This is a genomic window from Neorhizobium sp. T25_13 (assembly GCF_002968675.1).
Lineage (GTDB): Bacteria > Pseudomonadota > Alphaproteobacteria > Rhizobiales > Rhizobiaceae > Neorhizobium > Neorhizobium tomejilense.
Window position 1 is genome coordinate 510754 of the sequence record NZ_PVBI01000002.1, and the last position, 13116, is coordinate 523869.

General features: G+C 62.6%; 10 protein-coding genes. 8 read left to right on the forward strand and 2 right to left on the reverse strand.

The genetic code is table 11. The features are described from left to right. Positions 1-136 precede the first annotated feature (136 nt). On the forward strand, positions 137-1369 hold the full coding sequence (locus C5J22_RS06065; RefSeq protein ID WP_105437535.1) for an OmpP1/FadL family transporter: 1233 nt from the start codon (positions 137-139) through the stop codon (positions 1367-1369). A gap of 503 nt (positions 1370-1872) precedes the next feature. Then, positions 1873-2643, forward strand: a complete 771-nt coding sequence (gene exoR, locus C5J22_RS06070; RefSeq protein WP_371412552.1) for an exopolysaccharide production regulator ExoR — start codon at positions 1873-1875, stop codon at positions 2641-2643. 27 nt (positions 2644-2670) lie between these two features. Here the strand turns inward: exoR and xth are convergent, their stop codons facing one another. Together xth and erpA are read right to left on the reverse strand one after the other, a co-directional pair. Then, a complete protein-coding gene (xth, locus tag C5J22_RS06075) occupies positions 2671-3474 on the reverse strand; it encodes an exodeoxyribonuclease III (protein WP_105401174.1) in 804 nt (267 codons plus the stop codon). Between the two features lie 82 nt (positions 3475-3556). Next, positions 3557-3886: an iron-sulfur cluster insertion protein ErpA gene (gene erpA, locus C5J22_RS06080; RefSeq protein WP_105424958.1), complete on the reverse strand. Its 330-nt coding sequence runs from the start codon at positions 3884-3886 to the stop codon at positions 3557-3559. A 136-nt stretch (positions 3887-4022) separates the two neighbouring features. Between erpA and C5J22_RS06085 the strand changes: the two genes are divergently transcribed. The 6 genes from C5J22_RS06085 to scpB all read left to right on the forward strand — a co-directional run bounded on the left by C5J22_RS06085 (position 4023) and on the right by scpB (position 12995). Then, a complete protein-coding gene (locus C5J22_RS06085) occupies positions 4023-5240 on the forward strand; it encodes a deoxyguanosinetriphosphate triphosphohydrolase (RefSeq protein WP_105437536.1) in 1218 nt (405 codons plus the stop codon). A gap of 62 nt (positions 5241-5302) precedes the next feature. Then, the gene (gene argS, locus C5J22_RS06090) at positions 5303-7060 is read left to right on the forward strand and encodes an arginine--tRNA ligase (protein ID WP_105437537.1); all 1758 of its coding nucleotides are present in this window, start codon (positions 5303-5305) and stop codon (positions 7058-7060) included. Between the two features lie 66 nt (positions 7061-7126). Beyond that, the gene (locus tag C5J22_RS06095; protein WP_105437538.1) at positions 7127-10291 is read left to right on the forward strand and encodes an SPOR domain-containing protein; all 3165 of its coding nucleotides are present in this window, start codon (positions 7127-7129) and stop codon (positions 10289-10291) included. An 81-nt stretch (positions 10292-10372) separates the two neighbouring features. After that, on the forward strand, positions 10373-11389 hold the full coding sequence (nagZ, locus tag C5J22_RS06100) for a beta-N-acetylhexosaminidase (protein WP_105437539.1): 1017 nt from the start codon (positions 10373-10375) through the stop codon (positions 11387-11389). Positions 11390-11415: 26 nt separating this feature from the next. Further along, the gene (locus tag C5J22_RS06105) at positions 11416-12282 is read left to right on the forward strand and encodes a ScpA family protein (protein ID WP_105437540.1); all 867 of its coding nucleotides are present in this window, start codon (positions 11416-11418) and stop codon (positions 12280-12282) included. Between the two features lie 20 nt (positions 12283-12302). Beyond that, entirely contained in the window at positions 12303-12995 is a 693-nt protein-coding gene (scpB, locus tag C5J22_RS06110; protein ID WP_245440316.1) for an SMC-Scp complex subunit ScpB, read from the forward strand. Positions 12996-13116: the final 121 nt, after the last annotated feature.

Genomic DNA, 13116 nt, shown 5'->3' on the forward strand with positions numbered 1-13116 from the left:
CAAAGCCCCGGTTCCTGGTTTGCTTACGTAAATCTATAGAGCGTTTGCGCCGCGAAGCGCCGGACAGCCGAAAGTTGTCAATTGGAGCGAACCATCTAGAGTGATTTCGGTCACTTACCAGGGAGTGGGAGAATTTATGGTAAGCAAACTAATCTCAAGGGGCGTCTTTGCTCTCGTAGCTGGATGCACCCTTCAGTCGCCTGCGCTCGCAGGCGGCATCGAGCGGGGCGGATACAATATCGATCTGCTTTTTGATCCGTCTTCGGTCGCGATCGAGTCCACGGCTACCTACGTGATGCCCCAGAGGAAACTCAAGAACGTCACCGATACAATCGCGGGGGATGGCGCGCTCAACACCTTGGGTTATTCCAGCTCCGTGGACGAGACGGACGACTACTGGTCTCCGCGTATCGGCGCCAAGGCGGGCTTCGAGGGGTTCGACTGCTTGGCCGACTACTCGCAGCCCTATGGCGCTCATACCAACCCAGGCGCCGGTTGGGCCGGGGCAAACCAGAACATCGAGACAAAGATCAACAGCGACAACTACGCGCTGACCTGCTCCTACAAATTCGATGCCGGCCCGGGCGACTTGCGCGTCATCGCCGGTGGAAACTATCTCCAGATGGACGGCTTCAAAGAACGTCTGGTCGTGGCGCCGTCAGTCTTCGCGCCGTTACCGGGCTCTGGTGTGGGCCGCCTCGATCTTGAAGGTGACGGCTGGGGCTGGCGGGCAGGTGTTGCCTACGAAATTCCGGAATACGCGCTGCGCGCCAGCCTGATGTACTATAGCCAGGTGAAATTGGATAGCGTCACCGGCCAGGTTGACCTTACCAACCTTCCCGGGGGCATCGGCGTGCCCGGCGCCGGCACGGTCATTCCGGTCGAAGGCTCAACCGCTATGCCGGAGGCTATCGAACTCAAGCTGCAGTCTGGCATCGCTCCCGATTGGCTCGCGTTCGGATCGGTCAAATGGACCAATTGGAGCGTGTTGCAGCGGATCCCGTTCTACAATGCCGGCGGCGTGGAAGTTACCGCGCTTGAACTCGGATACCGGGACGGTTGGACGGTTACCGGCGGCGTAGGCCACAAGTTCAACGAACAATGGAGCGGCGCGGTCAGCCTCACCTGGGATCGAGGGACTTCGCAGGGCTTTGGCACCCTCACGGATACCTGGACCGTCGGCGCAGGTGTCGCCTACTCGCCGAACAAGAACGTCGAGATTCGTCTGGCCGGCGTGCTTGGCGTCCTGACCGGCGGCAGCTCAAGTGCCGTGACCATCAACGGCATTGCCGCTGGTGACGAAGCAACATACCGGTTTGGTGACGATCTGGTCGCTGCCCTCTCGACGTCTCTGAAGGTCAAATTCTGACTTCACTTGATTGAAGCTTGAAAGCCCGGTTGCGACCGGGCTTTTTTGTGGCGAATTTTAATTCAGATGAGAACAGTTTCGTCGTTTCTCTTGTGACGATTTAGCAACACTTTTTCGAGACTATTGTCGGGTGCCTTGAGAGGGGCGTTTCTGTCCACTTCCCGCCACAAACGGGGAGCAGCGATAGAGGAAGAACAGGCGCGGAACGCGGGGGCGCGGCGCGTAATTGGAGTATCATGGGCGGGTTTCTTTATGAAAAGCCGGGCTTTTTGCGCTCAGGCAGGCGGATTCTGATGCCGTCCTGTCCTGCCGCAATCGCTGCGGTTATGGGTCCTAGTCTTGCCGAAAACGGCGGCTACAGTTTCATTCGTCTCTCGGGAGGAGCAGGCACGGGATATTCCCGGACAAATCTTGTTCCGGCAGCGAGCGACGCTCGGGCTGCGGCGGGTAGTCGCGCGCGGAGTGAAAGAAACTGAACCATGCCGAAGTGTGACATCGGATCCATGAGAGTATTGCTTCTTGGAGCGTCGCTCGCCTCGATTTTGGCGGGATCGGCTGCGGCCTTCGATATCAAGTCGGGAGTGACGAAGGAGTCTGGCCCCTTCGATCTCTTCAAGTTCGGCTTCAAGGCCTATAAGAACGGCCAGAAGGAAGACGCGGTCGAAGCTTATCGTTATGCCGCCGAAAAGGGCCATACCGGTTCGCGCTGGGCGCTTGCCAATATGTACGCCTATGGCGACGGCGTCGCGAAGGACGATTTCGAGGCCTTCAAGATCTATAACGAGATCGCGGCACAGGGCGTCGAACCCGGCTCGGAGGACACCGGCTTCTTCATCAACGCGCTTCTGTCGCTGGCCAACTATTATCGCCGCGGCATTCCCGGCAGCCCAGTCAGACCCGATCTTTCGCAGGCCCGCCAACTCTATTTCCAGGCGGCATCCACGTTCGGCGTGGCAGAAGCCCAGTTTCAGCTGGCCCGGATGATTCTGGCCGGCGAGGGCGGTACTGCCAATATCCAGCAGGCGAAGAAATGGCTGAACCAGGCCCGCAAGAGCGGCCATCCGGGCGCCATGTCGGTTTTCGGCAACGTCCTTTTCCAGGAAGGCCAGACGGTGCGGGGGCTCGCCTTCATGACGGCAGCGCTCGACAAGTGCACCGCCAAGGAATGTATCTGGATGCAGCAATTGCAGGAACAGGCATTCTCCGTCGTCGGCGAAGAGGATCGCCGCGGTGCAGTCGCCCTGTCTCAGGAGTTCGCCCGAGGCGTCGAATAACCGACGCCTCGCCGATCTTTCAGGCGATCAGCCGAAATCGAACATGCCGATGACGGGCACATGGTCCGACGGCTTTTCCCAGGCCCGGACATGTTTCTCGATCGCCGTGGATTTCAGCCTGTCGGCGGCTTCCGCCGAGAGCAGGAGATGGTCGATGCGGATGCCGTTGTTCTTCTGCCAGGCGCCGGCCTGATAATCCCAGAAGGAATAGAGCTTGGTCGCGTCGGTCGTGGCGCGTACTGCGTCGATAAGGCCGAGGTTTTCCAGACGCCGGAAGGCGGCGCGGGTCTGCGGCAGGAACAGTGCGTCCGTCGCCCACACCGCCGGATCGAAACAATCATGCGGCTCGGGAATGACGTTGTAGTCGCCGGCAAGGATTAGCGGCTCTTCGAGGAGAAGGCAGTTCTGCGCATGCAGGCGCAGCCGCTCCATCCAGGCCAGCTTGTAGGGGTACTTGACCGGGTCGTCGGCTGGATTGCCGTTCGGCAGATAGATAGAGGCTACACGGATCGCGCCGCCCGGCACCGAAAAGACCCCCTCGATATAACGCGACTGCTCGTCCACCAGTCCGTCCGGGCCTTCGCCACCCGGCAGACCGCGCATCACCTCGTCGGGCCTCGTCTTCGACAGCAGTGCGACGCCGTTGAAGCCCTTCTGGCCGTGGGTCTCGACGTGATAGCCGAGCGCCTCGATCTCGAGCCGCGGGAAGGTTTCGTCGACGGATTTGATTTCCTGCAGGCAGACGATATCCGGAGAAGAATCGGTCAGCCACTGGCGCAGGCTGTCGATACGCGCCTTGACGCCGTTGATGTTCCAGGTGGCGATCTTCATCGGCCCTTGCCTCCATGTTCGCTTCCTCTTTTAGCGAAAGAGGAAGCGTTGGGAAGGGCGAACTGCGCGGAAGGAAGAGTTATCAGATCGAGAAGCTGGTGCCGCAGCCGCAGCTGGCGACCGCGTTGGGGTTCTTGATCTGGAAGGACTGGCCGAGCAGGTTGTCGACGAAGTCGATCTCCGAACCCGCCATGTAGACGAGCGAGAGGCTGTCGATCAGCACCTTGGCATCGCCGTTGGCGATCACCACGTCGTCGTCCGCGGCCGCTTCGGCGAGATCGAACTTGTAGGAGAAGCCCGAACAGCCACCGCCTTCGACCGAGACGCGCAGCGCCTGCTTGCCGGCTTCATTGCCGACGATTTCGGCGATGCGCTTGGCCGCCGCATTTGAAAGAGTTACATTGGTTTCCATATTATCCGCCTCCTGCCGGGTTCAAGGCCCGGAGAGATTCCTGTCACCGGCATTGCGCACAGCTTCACTATAGGTATGAAGACGTGAACGGCACGTCAATGGGCGGCAGGCGGCGGATGAACAAACAGGTGACGGCATGACGATCGATACCAGGGCGCTGGGTTTCGGCAGTGGCGAACGGGCGGTCTATGCCGCCAACCCCTGGGCATCGCGCGGACGTCTGTTTCCCGAGGACGGCAGCCTGACGCGTTCCGAATTTCAGCGCGACCGCGATCGCATCGTCCACACCACCGCATTCCGGCGGCTGAAGCACAAGACCCAGGTGTTCATCAGCCCCGACGGCGACCACTACCGCACCCGGCTGACCCACACGATCGAGGTGGCGCAGATCGCCCGCGCGCTTGCCCGCGCCCTGAAGCTCGACGAGGATCTCGCCGAGGGCGTGGCGCTGGTCCACGACTTCGGCCACACGCCGTTCGGCCATACGGGAGAGGACGCGCTTGACGAGATGCTGAAGCCCTATGGCGGTTTCGACCACAACGCGCAGTCACTCCGCATCGTCACCAAGCTCGAACGCCGATATGCGGATTTCGACGGGCTCAACCTGACCTGGGAAAGCCTCGAAGGCCTCGTCAAGCACAATGGTCCGCTCCTGACCGCCACCGGCGAGGGGACGCGCGGTCCAGTGCCGCAGCCGATCCGCGACTATAGCGAACTCCACGACCTGGAGCTTGCCAGCTATGCCAGCCTGGAAGCCCAGGTTGCCGCGATCGCCGACGACATCGCCTATAACACCCACGATATCGACGACGGGCTGCGTTCCGGTCTGCTGACCTTCGAGATGCTGGATGAGGTCCCGTTCCTCGCCAAGCTGATGACGGAGGTGAGGGCGCGTTATCCGCATCTCGAACCGAGCCGTTTCGCCCACGAGATCATGCGCCGGCAGATCACCCACATGGTCGAGGACGTGATCGACGTCGCGCAGCGCAATCTCGGTAAGCTGGACCCTCAGAGCGCCCAAGACGTCCGTGCCGCGGGACATGTCATCGCCACGTTCTCGCAGGAGATGGCCGAGACCGACCGCTGCATCAAGAAGCTCCTGTTCTCGCGCATCTACCGGCATCCGGACATCATGCGCATCCGCGCCGGCGCCTCCCAGATCGTCTCCGACCTGTTCGGCGCCTATATGAATGACCCGTCGCTGATGCGCAGCCACTATTGGGTCAACCATATTGCCGGGCTCGGCGAGACGGCGAGGGCGCGTCACGTGGGCGATTATCTCGCCGGGATGACCGATACGTTCGCAATCAAGGCGCATGGGGAGCTGTTTGACCACACTCCGGATTTACGCTAGGCACCGCCACCAATGACACTGGCCAGCAAGGGTCCTCGGGCAAGTCTCGGGGATGATTGAACATGAATCTTTTTGCCGACTTCGAAACAAGAATTAAGAACGCTTTGGAAGCCCTTGATATCATCAAGGAAAAGCGAAGCGAGATTGATTTTGGCCGTATCGCAGTCGAACCGCCGCGGGACCAGAGCCATGGCGATGTGGCGACCAATGCCGCCATGGTTCTGGCAAAGCCGCTTGGCACCAATCCGCGTGCCCTTGCCGATATCATCGCCGAAGCGCTGCGTTCCGATGCCGATGTCTGCGAGGTTTCGGTGGCCGGCCCCGGGTTCATCAACATCCGGCTTGGTGCGCCTTACTGGCAGCGCCTGCTCGCATCGATCATTGCCGAGGGCACGGATTACGGCCGCTCCAAGGTCGGTGCAGAGAAGAAGGCGAATGTCGAATACGTCTCGGCCAACCCCACCGGCCCGATGCATGTCGGCCATTGCCGCGGTGCGGTGGTGGGGGATGCGCTGGCGAACCTGATGGAGTTTGCCGGCTACGACGTGACCAAGGAATACTACATCAACGATGCCGGAAGCCAGATCGATGTTCTGGCCCGCTCGGTCTTCCTGCGTTACCGCGAGGCTCTCGGAGAGACGATCGGCGAAATCCCCTCGGGTCTTTATCCGGGCGACTATCTCGTGCCGGTCGGGCAGGCCCTGGCGGCGGAATATGGTCCCCGCCTGCACAACATGCCGGAAGACGCCTGGATGCCGATCGTCAAGGACACGGCGATCGATGCGATGATGGCGCTGATCCGCGACGATCTCGAAGCACTCAACGTCCATCACGACGTCTTTTATTCGGAACGGGCATTGCACGCCAACGGCGCGCAAAGCATCCGCCAGGCGATCAACGACCTCACCTTCAAGGGGCACGTCTACAAGGGCACGCTGCCGCCGCCGAAGGGCCAGTTGCCGGAAGACTGGGAGGACCGCGAGCAGACGCTGTTCCGCTCCACCGAGGTGGGCGACGATATGGATCGTCCGCTGATCAAGTCGGACGGCAGCTATACTTACTTCGCGGCGGACGTTGCCTACTTCAAGGACAAGTTCGATCGTGGTTACGACGAGATGATCTATGTGCTCGGCGCCGACCATGGCGGCTACGTCAAGCGCCTGGAAGCCGTCGCGCGTGCCGTCTCAGGCGGCAAGGCGAAGCTCACCGTGCTCCTTTGCCAGCTGGTCAAGCTGTACCGCAATGGCGAGCCGGTGAAGATGTCGAAGCGTTCCGGCAACTTCGTGACGCTTCGCGAAGTGGTCGACGAGGTCGGCCGCGACGCGGTGCGTTTCATGATGCTCTACAGGAAGAGTTCCGAGCCGCTCGATTTCGACTTCGCCAAGGTGACGGAACAGTCGAAGGATAATCCGGTCTTCTACGTGCAGTACGCCCATGCGCGCTGCTCGTCGGTGTTCCGGCAGGCAAAGGAAGCATTTCCGGGTCTCGATTTCGACTCGCTCGACCTCAAAGGTTCGACCAGCCTGATCAACGATCCGAACGAGATGCAGCTGGTCGCCAAACTTGCGGAATACCCCAGGATCGTTGAGGCTGCGGCCCAGGCGCAGGAGCCTCATCGGCTTGCTTTTTACCTCTATGATCTGGCAAGTTTCTTCCATGCGCATTGGAATAAGGGTAAAGAACAACCGGAATTACGCTTTGTTAACGATAAAAACCGAGAATTGAGTATTGCCAGGCTTGGGCTGGTGCATGCTGTCGCCTCTGTTTTGAAGTCAGGACTTGGGATCACGGGCACTGCAGCACCGGAAGAAATGCGGTAGATATCGCCACCATTTCCCCACATTGCACTGGCATATGCGTTGTAATGTAGGTGAGTGGACGAGGTAATGGCCGATAACAACCTTGCGCGTAGCCGGAATGATTTGCCGGACTTCTTTGCCGATGATGACCCGCTGGCTGAACTCGCCCGCATCGTAGGCTACGACGATCTCCCCGTCGCTGCCAGGCCCGGATCATCTTCCGCCGATACTTCATCGACTGCGCGGCGGGAGCCGGCGTTCAATCTCGAAGACGAGCTTCTTCAGGAGTTCGAACGTTATGACACGCCGCATCTCGACCCCATTCACGATATCGCGCTTGACGATGTTCCTCAGCATTTCGCCGCACCGCCGGTAGAGCCTGAGGAGCTGGAGTTCGTTCCGGCCGAAGCTGCCGCGGTAGAAGTGCCGCAGGCCGATAGCGCCATCAGTGAGCGCGCTGACATTTTCGGCGACGAGGAGCCTCCGTTGGCGGTTGATGCCGTTGACGCGAACGATGCTGCGGAACCGGTATTCGAGCCGGCTGTCGAATCCGCGCGCATGGAACCCGTTTTCGATCTGCCCGACTTCCCCGCTGCAGGCTCGATGTCGCCCGCCGCGTCGGCAGAAGACCCCGCGGAAGAATTCGATCTCGCTGCGGAGCTGGAAAACTCGATCGCGGCCGAGTCCGAGGCGGCGTTCGACCCGGAAGGGACGTTAGAGCCCGAAGCAAGATTTGAGCCGGAAGTCCGGTTCGTGCCTCAGGCGGCATTCGAACCCGAGACGGCCCCCGAGCCCGAGGCGGCGTTCGAGCCTGAAGCAAATTTGGAACCCGAAGCGAAGTTTGAGCCGAAGACGGAGAGGGGCAAAGGCGCCTACATTCCCGGCTTCCGGATGCCGCTCAGCAATTTCAGCGTGGCACGAGACGTCGCAGCGGCCTCTACACAGGCGGCTGCAGCCGCTTCTCAGGTGACCTCACCTGCATCGAACGAATATGCGTTCGAGCCTCCGGTCCTGAACGATATCCCGAGCCCGAAGATCGAGCCGGCACCGGCTGCCGAGCCGCTGGCTTCCGCAAAGGCCCCGGAGCCGCCGGCCCAGGAACCGCAGCCGGCGCCCGTCGCCGCTGCGCCGCAAAAGGATAGGTTCTCCGCGCTCGACGAACTGATCTACGACGTCCAGCGCTATACGCTGCCGACATCGAACGGGCAGCCGCTCGCGAAGCCTGTGGCGAAGCCCGAGCCGGCCGTCACGCAGGCCGCCGCATCTGTCGCGCCGTCGGCGCCCTCTGTTGTCGATGCGCCGGTTACCAAGCCCTCGGTTGCCGAGGTCTCGTCTCTGGACGAGACGGATCCGTTCTCCGACGAGGAGTTCGAGTTGGCGCTTGACGGTCTCGAACTCGACCTTGCCGAGATCGTCGTCGAAGAAGCGCAGGCACATCCGGTTCAGGCACCGTCTCCGGCGCCAGCCCCTGTTAAAGCCGAACCCGCACCTGCTGCCGCTCCTTCCATGGCGCCGGTCGCGCGCGTTGCGCCCGTCACCGCTGCGGCGGCACCGGTCGTGGAGACGCAGGTTGTAGAAGAGCCGGAATCGATTGCCGACCTGCCGTTCGATCCGGCCCAGATTGCCGATTCGGAAGATCAGGTGGAGGCGATCGCCGAACTCGACGTACCGTCGCTACCGGCAGAAGAGCCGGAACAGCCGCCGGCCTATCGTCCCGATTACGAACTCGACATCGATGCCGAGCTTGCGACGCTTCTGGCCGCGCCCGGCAAGCCGTCGCCGGCACGCAAGCCGGAAATCGATATCGCGCCGAGGGGCCGGCAGGCCGCCGCCGAAGCCGCCCGTTCGCCGAACTATACCGATCTCGACGACTTCGAACGGGCACTGGAAGAGGATTTCCGCCGCAGCCTGACGACGCCGCTGCCTGCCGCCGAGCACGAGGAACTGCATTATTCCGACGCCGACTATGTCGCGACCGTCGAGAACGCCCGCCGTTCCGTCCGCAGCTGGGCTGTGCCGCTGGTCCTAGCGGGAGTTGTGATCCTTGGAGGTTTCGGCGCCTACACGTTCTTCGGCAGCAGCGTGTCGGGTGTTGTGTCGGGCGGCGAACCGGTCATCATTGCCGCCGACAACGAACCGATCAAGATTGCGCCGGAAAATCCGGGCGGCAAGACCGTCCCCAACCAGGACAAGGCGGTCTACGACCGTGTCGCCGGCGTTTCGCCGAAAGATCCGAAGCAGCGCACCCTGATCTCCTCCAACGAGGAGCCTATCGACGTCGTGCAGAAGACCCTGATGCCCGATACGCTGCCGCTCGAAGGCGAAAACGATATCGAGCCGACCGATGTCGGCGAAACGGAGGATCCACGCCTCCTGCCGCAGGATCGGACCGCGCAAAACAATACCGCTGCTGAGCAGCAGCCGGTGACCGTCATGCCGCGCAAGGTCAAGACGATGATCGTCCGCCCTGACGGCAAGCTGGTCGAGCAGGAAGTTGCAGCCCCGGCGCTTGCCGCGCCGGAAACCGTCAAGCTGCCCGCGGCCGGCGCCAAGCCGGTTGAAACGGCCGCTGCTTTCCCCGAGAAAGTCCCGGCTTCCGTGCCGGCGACACCGGTCCGCACGCAACCCCTGCCGGCTAGCTCGAATGCCGGCGCTGGCGGTATCCTTCCGGTCTCGACACCTGCCAATCCGGCCGCGCCGGCCGAACACGTCAACGTGGTGAGAACGAACCCGGTCACGCCGGCCGTCGCAGCCGCTCCCGCCCAGCCGACCCCGGCGGCCGCGGCGCCTGGTCCTGCTCCTGCTGCCGCACAGGCTCCGGCGCCTGTCACTCCGGTTCAGGCCTCTGCGCCTGCGGCGAGGGCTCCGGTTCCGATCGCACGTCCGGCCGAGCAGCCGGTCAACGTAGTCGCTGCGGTTACCGATCAGGGCAACGTCCGTGCACCGGCCCAGCCGGCGGCGGCGGCCGCTGCGGGTTCCGCCTCGAACCAGGTCGCTTCGCTGGGGTCCGGTGACTATGTGATCCAGATCGCCTCGCTGCCATCCCAGGCGGAAGCCCAAAAATCCTACCAGAGCCTGTCCGCCAAGTTCGGCAACGTCATCGGCGGCCGCGGCGTCGATATCAAGTCTGCCGAGATCGCCGGCAAGGGCACGTTCTACCGCGTCCGCATTCCGGCCGGCAGCAAGAACGATGCCGTGGCGCTCTGCGAACGCTATCGCGCCGCCGGAGGCACCTGCCTGGTCGGCCGGTAAAGGCCGAAAAAGCGAAGAAATTGGACGGGGCGCCTAGGCGCCCCGTTTTTCGTTAGCCCTCCAATGATCTAAGATCGGACCATGAGCGAATCAAAAGCAATGATCCTGGGCTCCAGCGGCCCGACCCTCACCGCGGACGAAGTGGCGCTTTACCGGGATGAACGACCCTGGGGCTTTATCCTGTTTGCCCGCAATTGCGTCGAGCCGGCGCAGATCACCGATCTCGTCGCGTCCATGCGCGATGCCGTCGGTCGGCCGGATGCGCCGGTGCTGATCGACCAGGAGGGCGGCCGCGTCCAGCGCATCCGCCCGCCGATGATCGAGCGTTATCCCTCGGCCGCTGTGCTCGGTGAGCTTTACCGCCGGGATCGCGAAATGGGCCTGCGGGCGGCTTGGCTGATGTCGCGCCTGCATGCCTTCGACCTGATGAAATTCGGCATCAATGTCGATTGCCTGCCGGTGCTCGACGTGCCGATCGAAGGAGCGAGCAACGTCATCGGCGATCGCGCCTATGGATTCGATCCGAAGACGGTTGCCGAAATGGGGCAGGCGGCTGCCGACGGCCTCAAGGCGGGCGGCATGCTGCCGGTGATGAAGCATATTCCAGGTCATGGTCGCGGCATGGCCGACAGCCATCACGAACTGCCGGTAGTCACCGTCTCGCGCGCAGATCTGGAAGCGCACGACTTCCTGCCCTTCGTCGCCATGAAGGACGAGTTGATGGCGATGAGCGCCCATATCGTCTTCACCGCCATCGACCCGGACGAGCCGGCGACCATTTCGCGCAAGGTGATCGACGAAATCATCCGCGGCCATATCGGCTTCGATGGGCTGCTGATGTCCGACGACACGTCGATGAACGCGCTCAAGGGCACGATCGGTGAGCGTGCGGCAAGAATCGTTGGGGGCGGCTGCGATATTGTCTTGCATTGCAACGGCGTGATGGACGAAATGAAGGCCGTCGTGAAGGAAGCGATACCGCTTGGCGGCGAAGCGCTGCGGCGTGCGAAGGCGGTGGAAGCGGCCTTCGGCCGGGGCGATGGCTTGAGCGAGGAGGCGGTCCGCGCGGAGTTCCAGGGTCTTCTCGCCGTCTCCTGACGGCTGTCGACAGCAAGAGGTTGGGAATGGCAACGACGACATCGCAGAACGCCATTCCGATGGACAAGTTGTGGCAGGATGCCGGCGCCGAACGTGCGACGGACGATCCGGCACTTGTCATCGATGTCAGCGGTTTCGAAGGTCCGCTCGACCTGCTGCTTCATCTGGCCCGCACCCAGAAGGTCGATCTCGCCCGCATCTCCGTTCTGGCACTGGTCGAGCAATATCTGTTGTTCATCGACAGCGCCCGGCGGGTCCGCATCGAGCTTGCCGCCGATTATCTCGTCATGGCCGCCTGGCTCGCCTATCTCAAGTCGAAGTTGCTTATTCCGCAGCAGGCCAAGGGCGACGACGGCCCGAGCGGCGAAGAACTGGCAGCGACGCTCGCTTTCCGCCTGAAGCGCCTCGAGGCGATGCGCGAGTCGGCGACCCGGCTGGTCAACCGCAATCGGCTCGGCCGCGACGTCTTTGCCCGCGGGGCGCCGGAACATATCCCGCATCGCGTCGAATCCGCCTATGACGCGACGCTCTATGACCTTCTCTCTGCCTATGCGAACCTTCGCCAGCGCACCGCCGTCACCCAGGTGACGATCGAGAGGCGCAAGGTCTGGTCGCTGGTCGATGCCCGCGAACTGCTGACCCGCATGCTCGGCGAGATCGTCGACTGGACGGCGCTGCAGCACTATCTCTTGCCCTATCTGCCGCCGGAGGATCGCGTCACGGCAACCGCCAGCGCCTTTGCCGCGTCGCTCGAACTGGTGCGCGAAGGCAAGCTCGAAATCCGCCAGGACGGCGCCTTCCAGCCGATCTTTCTGCGCAAGGGGACCGGACCGCAGCTGCCCGCTCCGCCACAGCCCGCCCCACCACAGCCCGCCAAGGGAGGCGTTGATTGACGCCGCAAGAGGACGACGATCTGCCGATCGCTGCGGAAGAAGAGGCGGAGCTCCCATCGTTCTCGTCGGCGGAAGTCGAGCGGATCGCGGAAGCGCTGGTCTTCGCCTCGGCCGAGCCGGTCTCTGAGGCGTTTCTGGCCGAACGCCTGCCGCGCGGCACCAATGTCAATGCCGTCATGCAGCAGCTGGCGGAGGTCTATGCGCCGCGCGGCGTCAATCTGATCCGGACCGGCGACCGCTGGGCCTTCCGCACCGCCGCCGATCTCTCCTTCGTCATCCGTAACGAAGACAACGAGACGAAGAAGCTGTCGCGCGCCGCACTCGAAGTGCTGGCCATCATCGCCTATCACCAGCCCGTCACCCGCGCCGAGATCGAGGAGATTCGCGGTGTGCAGACGTCCAGAGGCACGCTGGACGTGCTGATGGAAGCGGGCTGGGTCCGCTTCCGCGGCCGCCGCCGCACGCCGGGACGGCCGGTGACGCTCGCCACGACGCCTGATTTCCTCGACCATTTCGGCCTGGAGGAACTGCGCGATCTTCCCGGTCTCGAAGAATTGAAGGGCGCCGGCCTGCTGTCCGGCCGCATCCCGCCGGGCTTTGCGATACCCGTCCCGCTCAATGTCGACGATCTTTCCGAAGACGAGGACCCGATCACGCAACTCGACCTCGAGGAACTTGGCCTCCTGACGCCGGGCGGGGAAGCGGAAGAGTGATTTCGCCGGAGTGGTCGCGCCCTCGGGACGCGTCGGTCTGTCGCACCTCACGCTCCCCTTTGGCAAACATGGCGTCCCATGGCTCGCGCGGGCTCCTGGGGCAGATCACTTTTTACGGAAG